The organism is Streptomyces sp. NPDC058751 (assembly GCF_042746485.1).
Taxonomy (GTDB): domain Bacteria; phylum Actinomycetota; class Actinomycetes; order Streptomycetales; family Streptomycetaceae; genus Streptomyces.
The window spans coordinates 410,709-426,392 of the sequence record NZ_JBHYPZ010000001.1 but is presented as its reverse complement, the minus strand read 5'-3'; the positions used below and the strand labels follow the sequence as shown (position 1 = coordinate 426,392).

Annotated in this window: 11 protein-coding genes and 1 tRNA gene; 9 read left to right on the top strand and 3 right to left on the bottom strand. The window is 74.2% G+C overall.

Features of this window, described 5'->3' with window-relative positions:
• The first annotated feature begins 178 nt into the window (after positions 1 to 178).
• The 4 genes from ACFW6B_RS01845 to ACFW6B_RS01830 all read left to right on the top strand — a co-directional run bounded on the left by ACFW6B_RS01845 (position 179) and on the right by ACFW6B_RS01830 (position 6,245).
• A complete protein-coding gene (locus tag ACFW6B_RS01845; RefSeq protein ID WP_386591308.1) occupies positions 179 to 1,072 on the top strand; it encodes an FAD binding domain-containing protein in 894 nt (297 codons plus the stop codon).
• Positions 1,069 to 2,547: a 2Fe-2S iron-sulfur cluster-binding protein gene (locus tag ACFW6B_RS01840; protein ID WP_386591307.1), complete on the top strand. Its 1,479-nt coding sequence runs from the start codon at positions 1,069 to 1,071 to the stop codon at positions 2,545 to 2,547. Before ACFW6B_RS01845 ends, ACFW6B_RS01840 begins: the two co-directional genes overlap by 4 nt.
• On the top strand, positions 2,544 to 4,850 hold the full coding sequence (locus ACFW6B_RS01835) for a xanthine dehydrogenase family protein molybdopterin-binding subunit (protein WP_386591306.1): 2,307 nt from the start codon (positions 2,544 to 2,546) through the stop codon (positions 4,848 to 4,850). The genes ACFW6B_RS01840 and ACFW6B_RS01835 overlap by 4 nt, the downstream gene beginning before the upstream one ends.
• 228 nt (positions 4,851 to 5,078) lie before the next feature.
• Positions 5,079 to 6,245: an SUKH-4 family immunity protein gene (locus tag ACFW6B_RS01830; RefSeq protein ID WP_386591305.1), complete on the top strand. Its 1,167-nt coding sequence runs from the start codon at positions 5,079 to 5,081 to the stop codon at positions 6,243 to 6,245.
• A gap of 72 nt (positions 6,246 to 6,317) precedes the next feature.
• On the opposite strand, the gene ACFW6B_RS01825 is transcribed toward ACFW6B_RS01830, so the two are convergent.
• Positions 6,318 to 6,389 (bottom strand) — tRNA-Cys (locus ACFW6B_RS01825).
• 272 nt (positions 6,390 to 6,661) lie between these two features.
• Between ACFW6B_RS01825 and ACFW6B_RS01820 the strand changes: the two genes are divergently transcribed.
• From ACFW6B_RS01820 to ACFW6B_RS01805, 4 genes are all read left to right on the top strand, one after another.
• Positions 6,662 to 8,122 carry an MFS transporter gene (locus ACFW6B_RS01820; protein WP_386591304.1) on the top strand — a complete coding sequence of 487 codons (1,461 nt, stop codon included), beginning with the start codon at positions 6,662 to 6,664 and terminating at the stop codon, positions 8,120 to 8,122.
• A 245-nt stretch (positions 8,123 to 8,367) separates the two neighbouring features.
• The gene (locus tag ACFW6B_RS01815; protein WP_386591303.1) at positions 8,368 to 10,170 is read left to right on the top strand and encodes a DEAD/DEAH box helicase; all 1,803 of its coding nucleotides are present in this window, start codon (positions 8,368 to 8,370) and stop codon (positions 10,168 to 10,170) included.
• A gap of 404 nt (positions 10,171 to 10,574) precedes the next feature.
• On the top strand, positions 10,575 to 11,216 hold the full coding sequence (locus ACFW6B_RS01810; protein ID WP_386591302.1) for an IclR family transcriptional regulator: 642 nt from the start codon (positions 10,575 to 10,577) through the stop codon (positions 11,214 to 11,216).
• A 100-nt stretch (positions 11,217 to 11,316) separates the two neighbouring features.
• Entirely contained in the window at positions 11,317 to 12,105 is a 789-nt protein-coding gene (locus tag ACFW6B_RS01805; protein ID WP_386591301.1) for a PDZ domain-containing protein, read from the top strand.
• Positions 12,106 to 12,112: 7 nt separating this feature from the next.
• On the opposite strand, the gene ACFW6B_RS01800 is transcribed toward ACFW6B_RS01805, so the two are convergent.
• A complete protein-coding gene (locus ACFW6B_RS01800) occupies positions 12,113 to 12,583 on the bottom strand; it encodes an Lrp/AsnC family transcriptional regulator (protein WP_386591300.1) in 471 nt (156 codons plus the stop codon).
• Between the two features lie 122 nt (positions 12,584 to 12,705).
• Between ACFW6B_RS01800 and hppD the strand changes: the two genes are divergently transcribed.
• Positions 12,706 to 13,851 carry a 4-hydroxyphenylpyruvate dioxygenase gene (hppD, locus tag ACFW6B_RS01795; RefSeq protein WP_386591299.1) on the top strand — a complete coding sequence of 382 codons (1,146 nt, stop codon included), beginning with the start codon at positions 12,706 to 12,708 and terminating at the stop codon, positions 13,849 to 13,851.
• Between the two features lie 192 nt (positions 13,852 to 14,043).
• Here the strand turns inward: hppD and ACFW6B_RS01790 are convergent, their stop codons facing one another.
• Positions 14,044 to 15,684: a tetratricopeptide repeat protein gene (locus tag ACFW6B_RS01790; protein WP_386591298.1), complete on the bottom strand. Its 1,641-nt coding sequence runs from the start codon at positions 15,682 to 15,684 to the stop codon at positions 14,044 to 14,046.

The following is a 15,684-nucleotide window of genomic DNA, read 5'->3' as shown; positions in this document are numbered from 1 at the left end:
CCGGTGATGCCGTGCGAAAACCGGCCATCTCCCTGGTGAGGCGGGCGAATGCCTCCTAGCGGACCCCTGCGCCGAGGGCCCGGGAAGATGTGCCAGAGTTGCCACGTCCGCCCTGTCAGCACGTACCGTACGGCAGCACAGGTGGGACCAGGTGGGGCAGCGGGAAGGGGCAACCGGTTTGACCACGCACGCACCGCAGACGGCGCAGGCCGTGACGCTGCCCGTCTCGCTGGACGAGGCGGTGGCGGCGCTGTCCGCCATGCCGACGGCCGTTCCGGTGGCGGGCGGCACGGATCTGATGGCCGCGGTGAACTCCGGCCAGCTCAGGCCGTCCGCGCTCGTCGGCCTCGGCCGGATCACCGAGATCCGCGGCTGGCAGTACCAGGACGGCCACGCGCTGCTCGGCGCCGGACTCACGCACGCCCGCATGGGCCGCCCCGACTTCGCCGCCCTCATCCCGGCGCTCGCCGCCGCCGCGCGGGCGGCCGGACCGCCGCAGATCCGCAACGCGGGCACCCTCGGCGGCAACATCGCGTCGGCCGCCCCCACCGGGGACGCGCTGCCCGTGCTGGCCGCGCTGGAAGCCACGCTGATCATCGCGGGACCGGGCGGAGCCCGCCGCGAGATCCCCGTGTCGCACCTGCTCGCCGGCGTGGACATGCTCCGCGGCGGAGAGCTCATCGGCTACGTGCGCGTGCCGCTGCTGCACGCCCCGCAGGTCTTCCTGAAGGCCACCGGCCGCACCGGACCCGGGCGCGCCATCGCCTCCGTCGCGGTCGTCCTCGACCCGGCCCGGCGCGGCGTGCGCTGCGCCGTGGGCGCCATAGCCCCGATGCCGCTGCGACCGCTGGACGCCGAGGCATGGGTGGCCCAGCTCATCGACTGGGACAACAACCGCACGATCGTCCCCGAGGCGCTGCACGCGTTCGGCGAGTACGTGGCCGCGGCCTGCATCCCGGACCCCGTCCCCGCCGAGGACGGAACCCTCACCCCGCTTCCGCCCGCCGTACTGCACCTGCGGCGTACCGTCGCCGCGCTGGCCCGACGAGCACTTGGAAGGGCACTGTCGTGACCGACGACCAGCACGAAGAGGGCGCTTCCCGCGGCGTGAGCCGCTGGGACCCCCTGCCCCAGGGTGACTACGACGACGGGGCCACCGCCTTCGTCAAGCTCCCCGAGGGGGGCATCGACGCCCTCCTCGCCGCCCGGGAACCGCTCGCCGCGCCCGGACAGGGCTACGTGCCCCCGCAGATCGCCGTGACGCCCGCCCCGCCGGAGACGGCGGACCCGGCCGCCGGCGGACCCTGGACGGGGCAGGACGGCGCCGCGCAGTGGCCGGATCCCGGCATCGCGCAGCCGCAGGCCGGCACCCACGACGACCGGTTCGCGTACCACCCCGGGTCCACCGGGCAGTGGCAGTTCGACGACGGCACCGGCCACGGCCAGGCGCAGGGCCCCGGACACGACGTGACCGGCCAGTGGTCGATCCCGGTGGCCGGAGGCGACCTCCCGGACGAGTCGGGCGAGTTCACCACCTCCGCGCTCGTCGAGCAGTGGGGCGGCACACCGCCCGCCACGCTCCCCGGCGGCGCCGCCGCACCCTGGGCCGGCGAGATCGGCCAGCCGTGGACCGCCGAAGCGCCCGGAACGGCCGCTGAGGCCCCCGCGGAGCACGCGGGGCAGTCCGGAGCCGAAACGCTCCCGCAGGCCGCCCAGGCCCCCGTCGGACCCGCTCACGAGGCCCCCGGGCCCGCCGCCGACCCCGAACCGGTGACGGCGGGGGCGCACGAGGCGGCCGAGCCGGATCCGGCGCACGAGCCCGCCGTGACGGGCGAGGCGGCGCCGGACGCGGGCCTCCTGGCCCCGGACGCGGACCTCCTGACCCCGGCCGTGCACGACGACCACCCCCTCGCGTCCTACGTCCTGCGCGTCAACGGCACCGACCGGCCGGTCACCGACGCCTGGGTCGGCGAGTCGCTGCTCTACGTGCTGCGCGAGCGGCTCGGCCTCGCGGGCGCCAAGGACGGCTGCTCGCAGGGCGAGTGCGGCGCCTGCAACGTCCAGGTGGACGGCCGGCTCGTGGCGTCCTGCCTGGTGCCCGGCGTCACCGCCGCGGGCAGCGACGTACGCACCGTCGAGGGCCTGGCCACCGACGGACAGCCCTCCGACATCCAGCGGGCGCTGGCCAGGTGCGGTGCCGTGCAGTGCGGTTTCTGCGTACCCGGCATGGCGATGACCCTGCACGACCTGCTGGAGGGCAACCCCGCGCCGACCGAGCTGGAGACCCGCCAGGCGCTGTGCGGCAACCTGTGCCGCTGCTCCGGCTACCGCGGTGTCCTGGACGCCGTGCGCGAGGTCGTCGTCGAACGCGAGGCGCACTCCGCCGCCGAGGCCGAGGCCGCCTCCGGGGCGGACGAGGCCCGCATCCCGCACCAGGCCGGTCCCGGCGCGGGCGGCGTCCACCCGTCCGCGTACGAGGACGGTGCCGCCTACGGCGCACCGGCGCAGCACGAACAGCCGTACGGCCAGGACGGAGGCCAGGCGTGACCAACCCCGCCGCGACCGCGACACCGGCGGCGCCCGAGACGGGTCCCGAGCCCCTGCCGCACGGGCTCGGCGTCTCGCTGCCCGCCGCCGAGGACCGTGCCAAGACCGAGGGCACGTTCCCCTACGCCGCCGACCTGTGGGCCGAGGGCCTGCTGTGGGCCGCCGTGCTCCGCTCGCCGCACCCGCACGCCCGGATCCTGTCCATCGACACCAGCCACGCGCGCGAGATGCCCGGCGTACGCGCGGTCATCACCCACGAGGACGTGCCCGGCACCCCGCTGCACGGCCGCGGCAGAGCCGACCGCCCGGTGTTCGCCTCCGACGTCGTGCGCCACCACGGCGAGCCCATCGCGGCCGTCGCCGCCGACCACCCGGACACCGCCCGGCTGGCCGCCGCCGCCGTCATCGTCGAGTACGAGGTGCTCGAACCGGTCACCGACCCGGAGCACGCCTTCGAGGCCGAACCGCTGCACCCCGACGGCAACCTGATCCGGCACATCCCGCTGAGCCACGGCGACCCGGACGCGGTCGGCGAGGTCGTCGTCGAGGGCCAGTACCGCATCGGCCGCCAGGACCCCGCCCCCATCGGCGCCGAGGCCGGACTCGCCGTGCCCCGCCCCGACGGCGGCGTCGAGCTCTACATCGCCTCCACCGACCCGCACAGCGACCGCGACGCGGCCGCCGCCTGCTACGGCCTCGAACCCGCGCGCGTGAAGGTCGTCGTCACCGGCGTCCCCGGAGCCACCGCCGACCGCGAGGACCAGGGCTTCCAGCTCGCCCTCGGCCTGCTCGCCCTGAAGACCGGCTGCCCGGTGAAACTCAACGCCACGCGCGAGGAGTCCTTCCTCGGCCACGCCCACCGGCACCCGACCCTGCTGCGCTACCGGCACCACGCCGATGCCGAGGGCAACCTGGTCAAGGTCGAGGCGCAGATCCTGCTCGACGCGGGCGCCTACGCCGACACCTCCGGCGAGTCACTGGCCGCGGCCGTCTCCTTCGCCTGCGGCCCCTACGTCGTCCCGAACGCCTTCATCGAGGGCTGGGCCGTGCGCACCAACAACCCGCCCTCGGGCCACGTGCGAGGCGAGGGCGCCCTCCAGGTCTGCGCCGCCTACGAGGCCCAGATGGACAAGCTGGCGAAGAAGCTCGGCGTCGACCCCGCCGAACTGCGCCTGCGCAACGTCATGGCCACCGGCGACGTCCTGCCCACCGGCCAGACGGTGACCTGCCCGGCGCCCGTCGCCGAACTGCTCCAGGCCGTACGCGACTTCCCGCTGCCCGCCCTCCCCAAGGACACCCCCGAGGACGAGTGGCTGCTGCCGGGCGGCCCCGAGGGCGCGGGCGAACCCGGTGCCGTACGCCGCGGTGTCGGCTACGGACTCGGCATGGTCCACATGCTCGGCGCCGAGGGCACCGACGAGGTCTCGACGGCCACGGTCAAGGTCCACGACGGCGTCGCCACCGTGCTCTGCGCCGCCGTGGAGACGGGCCAGGGCTTCACCACGCTGGCCCGCCAGATCGTCCAGGAGACCCTCGGCATCGACGAGGTGCACGTGGCCCCCGTCGACACCGACCAGCCGTCGGCCGGTCCGAGCTGCCGGGGACGGCACACCTGGGTGTCCGGCGGAGCGGTGGAGCGCGCGGCCAAGATGGTCCGTACGCAGCTGCTGCAGCCCCTGGCGCACAAGTTCGGCATGTCCACCGAGCTGCTCCAGATCACCGACGGCAAGATCACCTCGTACGACGGGATGCTGTCGACGACGGTCAGCGAGGCGATGGACGGCAAGGAGCTGTGGGCGACCGCGCAGTGCCGCCCGCACCCGACCGAACCGCTGGACGAGCACGGTCAGGGCGACGCCTTCGTGGGCCTCGCCTTCTGCGCGGTCCGCGCCGTGGTGGACGTCGACATCGAACTGGGCTCGGTACGGGTCGTGGAGCTGGCACTCGCCCAGGACGTCGGCCGGATCCTCAACCCGGCACAGCTCAGGGCCCGCATCGAGGCCGGAGTCACCCAGGGCGTGGGCGCCGCGCTGACCGAGAACCTGCGGACCAACCGCGGTCTGGTCCGCCACCCCGACCTCACCGGCTACGCCCTGCCGACCGCCCTGGACGCGCCCGACATCCGCATCGTCAAGCTCGTCGAGGAGCGCGACGTCGTCGCCCCCTTCGGCGCCAAGGCGGCCAGCGCGGTGCCGGTCGTGACCTCGCCCGCGGCCATCGCCTCCGCCGTGCGGGCGGCCACCGGCCGTCCGGTCAACCGTCTGCCGATCCGCCCGCAGGCGGCCGTGGTGACCTCCGTCTGACCCGGCGGGAGCGGCCGGCCGGCCCCCGCCGGGCGCGTCCGCTCTCCCGGCCCCCGGGGCCGGCGCGGTCTCGCGCGAACGTCTTCCCGACCGTGTCCGGCCGGTCCCGGCGCGTCCCTGGCGTTGTCAGTGGGGCGGCGTATCGTTCTGGCTCGTGGGGAACCGCCGTGCCACGTCCGGTCGTTCCCTTCCGGGGGAGCACGGAGCGTTCACATGCGCGGGGGAGCCATGAGTACGACTGACACCGAGGTCGGCGGCACGATCACACTGACCGTCGACGAGCTGGATCCGTTCGTCACGCACACGGGGACCCGGGACCGGCTCACCGGCCCGGGGCTGCCCCACGACGGCGCGCTGCTCGGGTTCGGCGCCCTGCGGGAGCACGGCCTGCGCACGGTCGCCGACCTCGCGGGCGACGCCGACAAGCTCGCCGGGGAACTGCGCGACCGGCTCGTCATAGGGACGCTGCGCAACCTCGACCGGGACCTGGAGTCGATCCTGCTCGACGGGACGACGGGCGCGGTCTGCTCCGCCCACGTCCTGCGGAACCCCGCCCACCTGGACCTCTCGCCCCTGGCGCCCTCCCTGGACGCCCTGCTGAGCTTCGCGGCGGCCACCGAGGAACTGACCCTGTCCCGGGGCCGTTCCGGCCCGTTCGGCCCGAAGGCGGTCGCGCAGGCGGCGGACCGGCTGAGCGCCGTCTTCGAGGACGCCACCGGCGAGGACGTGCCGCCGTACTGGCGGATGGCCGCGCTGATCCGCCCGCTCGCCCGGATCGCCGGACCCGGTGACGGGCTCGTCCTCGGCCTGCCGGGACGGCTGCTGGACGAGGAGTTCGGGGCGGGCGGGATCATGCGCTTCGAGGACGTCGACTTCCCGCCCGCCCTGACGCACGAGCCGACCCGCCGCTTCCTGCGGGAGTCGGGCCTGCCCGAGGACGGGTTCCTCTTCCAGCTCGACACCGAGATGCCGCTCGCGGTCCTCACCGAGTACTACGCGGACGAGCGCCCCGACGTGTTCCCCGCCGCCCTGCTCCCGGCCGGGGCCGACGGCCTGATACGCCTCGGCCACCTCCTGGAGGACACGAGCCTGGTGGTGGACGGCGCCACGGGCGCCGTGCTCGCCTGGAGCGAGCCGGACCTCACGCTGCGCCCGCTCAACGCGGACGTCTCCACGCTGGCGTTCACCCTCTGGCTCCTGCACCGCGAGAGGACCGTCGACGCGGCCCACCACCTCAGCGACTCCTACGAGCAGCTCGCCGCCACCCTGACCCAGACACTCGCCACCGTCGATCCCGGCGCCTGCGACCGGACCCCGGCCCTCCCGGGCGACGACGGCCGGCGCCACTGGCCGGAGATATTCGAGGACCGCTCGGCCGGCACGCTGTACGCGTAGCGGCCCCGACCGCCCCGTGGAGGGCGGAAAACAGGCCGGCCGCCCCGATCGGGACGGCCGGCCTTCGCACGGAGACCGTGGCGGGATTCGAACCCACGTAACTCGAGTTGCAGTCGAGCCCCTGAACCACTCGGGCACACGGTCGTCATCAGATGCGGCACGGCTCACTCGTTCCGAACCTGATGAGAAGACCGTAGGCGGGGCGCGGGAAGGGGATCAAGGGTTCCGGGGCGGCCGCAACGCGACTGCCACACGCCGTTCACGAACGGCCGCGCGGCCCGCCGGGACGGGGTCCCGCGACCGTCCGGGGAGCGGTCCCGGGGCCACCCGGGGAAGTGGTCCTAGGTCCAAAGGACCGCCTGATCACCACCCCTCGACAGGAGTCAACGAAAGGCGAGCACCTTACGCTGGCCGGCATGACAGCAGTGCGGGCCAGCGAGACCACGACGACTCCCTCCGGGAGCGAGGGCGAGGACGACGGCGGAGTGCTCGGCCGGGCCTACCGGGCGCTCACCGTCGGGATCGTCTCCGTGGTCCTGGTGATCGCGTTCGAGGCGACGGCCGTGGGGACGGCGATGCCCGTCGCCGCCCGGGAACTCGACGGGGTCGCCCTGTACGCGTTCGCGTTCTCCTCCTACTTCACGACCAGCCTGCTCGGGATGGTGCTCGCCGGGCAGTGGTCCGACCGCGACGGACCGCTGACCTCGCTGGCCTCGGGCATCGGCGCGTTCGCCGGAGGGCTGCTGCTGTCCGGGACGGCCGGCGGGATGTGGACGTTCGTCCTCGGACGGGCCGTCCAGGGACTCGGCGGCGGGCTCGTCATCGTCGCCCTGTACGTCGTCGTCGGACGGGCCTACCCGCAGCGGCTGCGCCCCGCGATCATGGCGGCGTTCGCGGCGGCCTGGGTGGTGCCGTCCGTGGTCGGGCCCCTCGCCGCGGGCGCGGTCACCGAGCACATCGGCTGGCGCTGGGTGTTCATCGGGATCCCGGCACTGGTCGGCGTCCCCCTCGCGCTCGCGCTGCCGCAGATACGGCGCCGGGCCTCCGGGCCCGCGGGAGCGGGCGACCGGGCCCCGCTGGACCGGCGGCGCGTCCGGCTCGCGTTCGGGATCGCCCTGGGCGCGGGGCTGCTCCAGTACGCCGCGCAGGACCTGCGCCCGCTCTCCCTCCTGCCCGCCGCGGCCGGTGCCGCGCTGGTCGTCCCCGCCGTGCGCGGGCTGCTGCCCCGCGGAACCTTCCGGGCCGCCCGCGGACTGCCGTCCGTGGTGCTGCTGCGCGGAGTCTCCGCCGGTGCCTTCATCGCCGCCGAGTCCTTCGTGCCGCTGATGCTCGTCACCCAGAGGGGACTGTCGCCGACGCTCGCCGGGCTCTCGCTCGCGGCCGGCGGCGGGACCTGGGCCCTGGGCTCCTGGGTGCAGGCACGGCCGCGCGTGGAGCCGTACCGCGAGCGCCTGATGTTCCTCGGCATGCTGCTGGTCGCGGCGGCCGTCGCCGCCGCACCGAGTGTGCTCGTCCCCGCCGTGCCGGTGTGGACCGTCGCCGTGGCCTGGGCCTTCGGCTGCTTCGGGATGGGCCTCGTGATCGCCTCGACCAGCGTGCTGCTGCTCCACCTCTCGGCCCCCGAGGAGGCCGGCGCCAACTCGGCCGCCCTGCAGATCTCCGACGCCCTGTCCAACGTGCTGCTGCTCGCCGCGGGCGGAGCCGCCTTCGCGGCCCTGGGCGGTGGCGCGGTGGCCGACGTGGCCACCGCGGCGGTCCCCGGCGCCCACCCCTCCCACCCGGCCGCCTTCGCCGCGGTGTTCCTGCCGATGGCGGGAGTGGCGCTGGCCGGGGCATGGGTCACGACCCGCCTGCGGGAGGTCCCGGACCCGGCCTGACGCGGCCGCGGAGGAGGCTCGCCGGGAGGCCGGAGGGGGGTGCCCGTGGTGCGGGCGGGTGATCTGTGACGTCAGTCCCATCCGCCGCCGCCCCGGCCTCGTCCGCACATCGTCGTGAGCCGGGCGCCGGTAGGGTGGCCCGGTTGTCATAAGAAGCAGCCCGCCCGCGCGCCTCCCGTCAGGCCCCGCCCGACGCGCCGCGCACGGACACGGGGCGTTCCCGTTCGACACCCAGACCGGAGACCGTGACTACCACCGCCGCCAGCACCTCCTCGCACACCCACCACCTCTCGCCCGCCTTCCCCGGACGGGCCCCCTGGGGCACCGCCAACAAGCTGCGCGCCTGGCAGCAGGGGGCGATGGACAGGTACATCCAGGAGCAGCCGCGCGACTTCCTCGCCGTAGCCACCCCCGGCGCCGGAAAGACGACGTTCGCACTGACCCTCGCGTCCTGGCTGCTGCACCACCACGTCGTGCAGCAGGTGACCGTCGTCGCGCCGACCGAGCACCTGAAGAAGCAGTGGGCCGAGGCGGCCGCGCGGGTGGGGATCAAGCTCGATCCCGAGTACAGCGCCGGACCCCTCAGCAAGGAGTACCAGGGCGTCGCCGTCACCTACGCCGGAGTCGGTGTGCGGCCGATGCTCCACCGCAACCGCTCCGAGCAGCGCAAGACCCTCGTCATCCTCGACGAGATCCACCACGCCGGTGACAGCAAGTCCTGGGGCGAGGCGTGCCTGGAGGCGTTCGAGCCCGCCACCCGCCGGCTCGCGCTCACCGGTACTCCCTTCCGGTCCGACACCAACCCCATCCCCTTCGTGACGTACGAGGAGGGCAACGACGGGATCCGGCGGTCCTCCGCCGACTACACGTACGGTTACGGCCACGCGCTGGCCGACCACGTCGTGCGGCCCGTCATCTTCCTCTCCTACAGCGGCAACATGCGCTGGCGCACCAAGGCCGGCGACGAGATCGCCGCCCGGCTCGGCGAGCCGATGACCAAGGACGCCGTCAGCCAGGCATGGCGCACCGCGCTCGACCCGCGCGGCGAGTGGATGCCGAGCGTGCTGCGCGCCGCCGACCAGCGCCTCACCGAGGTGCGCAAGGGCATCCCGGACGCCGGGGCGCTCGTCATCGCCTCGGACCAGGACTCCGCGCGCGCGTACGCCAAGCTGATCCGCGAGATCACCGGCACCAAGGCGACCCTCGTGCTGTCCGACGACACCGGCGCCTCGAAGCGGATCGACGACTTCTCGGCGAGCAACGACCGGTGGATGGTCGCCGTCCGCATGGTGTCCGAGGGCGTCGACGTGCCGCGCCTGGCCGTCGGCGTGTACGCCACCACCATCTCGACCCCCCTCTTCTTCGCCCAGGCCGTCGGCCGCTTCGTGCGGTCCCGCAGGCGCGGCGAGACGGCGTCCGTGTTCCTGCCGACCGTCCCCGACCTGCTCACCTTCGCCAACGAGATGGAGGTCGAGCGCGACCACGCCCTCGACCGGCCCAAGAAGGAGGGCGAGGAGGACCCGTACGCCGAGTCCGAGAAGGAGATGGAGGAGGCGAACAAGGAGCAGGACGAGGACACCGGCGAGCAGGAGCAGTTCTCCTTCGAGGCGCTGGAGTCCGAGGCCGTCTTCGACCGGGTCCTCTACGACGGCGCCGAGTTCGGCATGCAGGCCCACCCGGGAAGCGCGGAGGAGCAGGACTACCTCGGCATCCCCGGGCTCCTCGAACCCGACCAGGTGCAGCTGCTGCTCCAGAAGCGGCAGGCCCGGCAGATCGCGCACAGCCGCAAGAAGCCGGACACCGAGGCCGACCTCCTCGAACTCCCCGCCGAGCGGCGGCCCGTGGTCTCCCACAAGGAGATGCTGGAACTGCGCAAGCAGCTCAACACCATGGTCGGCGCGTACGTCCACCAGAGCGGCAAGCCGCACGGCGTGATCCACACCGAGCTGCGCCGGACCTGCGGTGGCCCGCCGAGCGCGGAGGCCACGGCCGGACAGCTCCGGCAGCGGATCGCCAAGGTCCAGGAGTGGGCCACCCGGATGAGGTGACGTCCCGGCGCCATCCGGAACCCGTGGCGCGGGGCGGGAGAGCCGTGCCACGGGGGCGTGCCGCGCCGGGGCAGGCGTGCGCCACGGCCCGTGCGCTGCGTACGAGGGCGGTGCACGCCGAGTGGCGCGCGCCCCGCGTTCCGGGACAAACGGAAGCACTTCGCGCCGGACGGTGCCCGGATTCTGGACGGAGGCTTCCGCTGAGCGGACCGGCTCGCTACTGTCCGGCTACGCACACGCCCCGTGGCAGCGCCGCCGCGGAGCGCAGCCGTGAAGCGACTGCGGCCCGGGAAGAAGCCCGGGGCGCCGGCCGACCGGCGGCCTCTGAAGCGCGTCGCCGACGGGACTCGGTGCCGTATCCGCCGTACGGGGGCCGTCGACCTCACCACTAAGGAGTGGGCGTCGTGACCGCGGAGACCTCTCAGACGCTCGACCGGGGACTGCGGGTCCTCAAACTGCTCGCCGACACCGATCACGGGCTGACCGTCACCGAGCTCTCGAGCAAACTGGGCGTCAACCGGACCGTGGTGTACCGGTTGCTCGCCACCCTGGAGCAGCACGCTCTCGTACGCCGTGACCTGGGCGGCCGTGCCCGGGTCGGGCTCGGCGTCCTGCGCCTGGGCCGCCAGGTGCATCCGCTGGTCCGGGAGGCCGCGCTGCCCGCGCTGCGGGCACTGGCCGAGGACATAGGCGCGACGGCGCACCTGACCCTGGTCGACGGGACGGAGGCGCTCGCCGTCGCGGTCGTCGAGCCGACCTGGACGGACTACCACGTGGCCTACCGCGCCGGTTTCCGGCACGCCCTGGACCGGGGGGCCGCGGGCCGCGCGATCCTCTCCGCCCGGCAGGCGCCGGTGGGCGAGCCCGGATACACGCTCACCCACGGAGAGCTGGAGGCGGGCGCGTGCGGAGCCGCGGCGCCGCTGATCGGGGTGACGGGCGTCGAGGGCAGCGTGGGCGTGGTCATGCTGGCGGACGCCGTGCCGGAGCGGGTCGGCCCGCGCGTGGTCGACGCGGCCCGCGAGGTGGCGGACGCCCTGCGCTGACCGGCTGCCGACGCCCTGCGCCGACCGGCTCCCGGGGTCCCCGCGCGGGCCTTGGGACCTGTCCGGAGGCTCCGAGGGGGCGTGACGTTAGATTGACTCCGTGCTCTCTCGCCTCACGCGCCCCCAGGCCGTCGCCGTCTGCGCCCTTCCCTTCGTGGCCCTGCTCGCCACGGCGGTGTTCGCGCCGCTGCCGTTCTCCCTCGCGCAGCCGGGCCTGACGGCGAACGTCCTCGGCGAGAACAAGGGCGAGCAGGTGATCACCATCAGCGGGGCGCCCACCCGGAAGACCAGCGGCGAACTGCGGATGACGACGATCGAGGCCACCGGCCCGGACGCGAAGGTGTCCCTCGGCGACGTGCTCGGCGCCTGGTTCGCCACGGACAAGGCCGTGATGCCCCGCGACTCGGTGTACCCGAGCGGCGGCAGCGTGAAGGAGATCGAGCAGCACAACGCGAACGAGATGAAGGAGTCCCAGGACGACGCCACCGAGGCGGCCCTGGGGTACCTGCACGAGAAGGGTGACGTGAAGGTCACGCTCAAGCTCGCCGACGTCGGCGGACCGAGCGCCGGACTGCTCTTCTCGCTCGGGATCGTCGACAAGCTGGACGGCGACGGCAGCGGCGGCGACCTCACCGGCGGCCGTGTCGTCGCGGGTACGGGGACGATCGACGCCGACGGCAAGGTCGGCGCGGTCGGCGGTGTCAGCCTCAAGACCCAGGCGGCCCGCCGCGACGGCGCGACCGTGTTCCTGGTCCCGAAGGCGGAGTGCTCGGACGCGAAGGCGGAGCTGCCGGAGGGGCTCCGGCTGATCCCGGTGAGCGACCTCGACGGAGCGGTGGACGCCCTGGTGGCCCTGGAGAGGAACAAGGGCTCGGTCCCGGCCTGCTGACCCCGGTTCAGCGCTCGGTCGCCGCCTGTTCCACGAGCGGGATGATCCGCAGCGGAACCGGGTTCTCCATGACGATCGCCGTGGACGCCCGGACGATGCCGTCGAACCCGACGACCCGGTCGATCACGCGCTGGAGATCGGCGTTCGAGCGGGCCACGAGCCGGCACAGCATGTCCCCGCTGCCCGTCGTCGTGTGCAGCTCCAGCACCTCGGGCACGGTCGTCAGGTGGGCGCGCACGTCCGCGCCCTGTCCCTGGCGGATCTGGAGCGTGGCGAACGCCGTGACCGGATAGCCGAGCGCCGCCGGGTCGACCTGCGGACCGAAGCCCCGGATGACCCCGTTCGACTGGAGCCGGTCCAGCCTGGCCTGCACCGTTCCCCGCGCGACCCCGAGCCGCCGCGACATCTCCAGGACCCCGATGCGCGGCTCCCTGGCCAGCAGCACGAGCAGCCGCCCGTCCAGATGATCGATCGCCATGGGAGCCTCCGTGATGGTCATCATGTACAGAAAGCCCGGCGTTCTGGGCTGCCAGCTGAACATATTGCACAGCCGACGGGCGAACTATTGCGCACCTTGCGGAACGGAGGGAGCCTGCGGCCATGACGCAGACCACACACGACACTCCCGACACCGCCCGGCAGGCCGATCCCTTCCCGGTCAAGGGAATGGACGCGGTCGTCTTCGCCGTCGGCAACGCCAAGCAGGCCGCCCACTACTACTCCACGGCCTTCGGCATGCGGCTCGTCGCGTACTCCGGACCGGAGAACGGCAGCCGCGAGACGGCGTCGTACGTCCTCGAGAACGGCTCGGCGCGCTTCGTGTTCACCTCGGTGATCAAGCCCGCCACCCCCTGGGGCCACTTCCTGGCCGAACACGTGGCGGAGCACGGCGACGGCGTCGTCGACCTCGCCATCGAGGTCCCGGACGCCCGCGCCGCGTATGCCTACGCCGTCGAGCACGGCGCCCGCTCGATCGCCGAGCCCTACGAGCTGAAGGACGAGAACGGCACGGTCGTCCTCGCCGCGATCGCCACGTACGGCAAGACCCGCCACACGCTCGTCGAGCGACGCGGTTACGAGGGCCCCTACCTGCCCGGGTACGTGGCCGCCGCCCCGATCGTCGAGCCGCCCGCCCACCGCACCTTCCAGGCCATCGACCACTGCGTGGGCAACGTCGAGCTCGGCCGGATGAACGAGTGGGTCGGCTTCTACAACAAGGTCATGGGCTTCACGAACATGAAGGAGTTCGTGGGCGACGACATCGCGACCGAGTACAGCGCGCTGATGTCGAAGGTCGTGGCCGACGGCACGCTCAAGGTCAAGTTCCCGATCAACGAGCCCGCCATCGCCAAGAAGAAGTCCCAGATCGACGAGTACCTGGAGTTCTACGGCGGCGCCGGCGTCCAGCACATCGCGCTGAACACCAACGACATCGTGCGCACGGTGCGCACCATGCGCGCGGCCGGCGTCCAGTTCCTGGACACCCCGGACTCGTACTACGACACGCTCGGCGAGTGGGTCGGCGACACCCGCGTCCCCGTCGAGACCCTGCGCGAGCTGAAGATCCTCGCCGACCGCGACGAGGACGGCTACCTGCTCCAGATCTTCACCAAGCCGGTCCAGGACCGTCCGACCGTCTTCTTCGAGATCATCGAGCGGCACGGTTCGATGGGCTTCGGCAAGGGCAACTTCAAGGCCCTCTTCGAGGCGATCGAGCGCGAGCAGGAGAAGCGCGGCAACCTCTGACGACCCGTGCGGCGGGCCCTCCCCGAAGGCCCGCCGGCCGGTCCTCATCTGCCCGGCCGCATCTGTCCGGTCTCCATCTGTCCGGCCTCATCCGTCAGGCGGACGCCAGGACGGCGTCCGCCGGTCAGGTCCGTTCCGGCACGCACCGGTCACGCCCCTCCAGGCGTCCGCCGTACACGCTCGCGCGGGTGCTCAGCGCGCCGTCGGCTGCCCCGGCACGGCCGGTGCGGCTGGTGCGACCGACGGGTCCGACGGCGCGGACCGCTCCTCGTCACCCGACGCACCCGACTCACCCGACCCACCCGCCCCACCCGACTCCCCCGACTCCCCCGACTCCCCCGACTCCTCCGGCGGGCCCCCCGCGGGCGGCTCGCCCAGCGTCCTCAGGGCTTCCTGGGCCGCGGGCGCCAGCAGCGGCGAGAAGTACGGATTGATCCGCAACGCCTCCGTGAGGTGCCGGCGGGCCGGACCTGCCAGCCCCAGATCACGCTCGATCTGCCCCCGGTGGTACGCGTACAGCGCACTGCGCACACCGCCCCCGCGCTCCTTGTCCGTCGCCCGCAGGGCGAAGCCGAGCGCCTCCCGGTCCTCCCCGGCACGGTGCAGCGCCCATCCCAGCGCGTCCGCCACCGCGATGCCGGGCTGCCGCCGCCACTCCGCGCGCAGCCCCCGCACCGCGGCCCGCGGGTCGCCGTGGTCCGCCTCCAGGAGCCCGAGGACCAGCGCGTCGTCCACCCCCTCGGCGCTCTCCCGCCGCACCAGCTCCCGCAGCAGGTCGTACTGCACGCGCGCCGCCCCGACGAGCCCGAGACTCTCGTACAGCTCGCCCAGCTCCAGCGCGTGACGCGGCACGGGCCGCTCGGCGAGCGCCTCCCGGTACGTGCTCAGCGCCTCCGACGTGCGCCCCAGCGCCACCAGCGCGCGCCCCTGCCCGGCCAGCGCGCCGTCCGCGTCCGCGTCGGTCCTCAGCGCCGCCCGGTAGTGCTCCAGGGACTCCTCGCGGTCACCGCGCTCCCACGCGAGGTCACCGGCCTGCGCCAGCAGGGCCGCCCGTCCGGACGGGGTGGCCGTGCCCGCCGCCGCGTCCGAGACCGCCGCCGCGGCGTCCTCGCGCTGCCCGCGGTCCCGGTACACCCGCGCGGCGATGCCCCGCCCCGCGGGCCCGGGGCGCAGCGCGAGCAGCTTGCCGAGGGCCCCGTCCACGGCCTTGTGGTCGCCGAGCCCGGTGTACGCGTCGATGAGCGCCGGATACGCCGTCCACCGCTTCGGCGCCAGCTTCACCGCGGCCTCGCCCCACCGCTTCGCCGTCCGGAAGTCGCCCCGCGCCCCCGCGAGCGAGGCCAGCCCCTCCAGCGCCGCCACGTTGCCGCCGGAGCGCAGGTCCAGCGAGGTCCGCAGCGCCTTCTCGGCCTTCGGGTAGTACGCGGGCGCGGCCGTCCGCCGCCCCCGCTCCGTGTACGCGGCGCCCAGCACCGCCCACGACACGTCGTCGCGCGGACGCGCCCGCACCCGGGACTCGTGGTCGTCGATGAGCGCGGCCAGATCGGGCAGCGCCGCGGGCGTCCCGGCCCCCACCGCGCTCGCCGCCCGCGCCACCGGACCCGCGGCGGGCCGCGGCGCTCCGCCCCCGTCCAAGGAGGGCAGCAGCACCAGCACGCCGCCGAGCACGGCACAGCCGGCCACCGCTCCGATCAGCGAGCGCCGGGCGAGCGGGGAGCGGCGCGGGCCGGAAGCCCCCCGGGACCGCTCGCCGACGGGCTCGTCGGACCGCGCGCCGGCGGACACCGGGCCTTCGGACCCGGCCGGCACCGGCCGTCCCTCTTCGATCTCCAT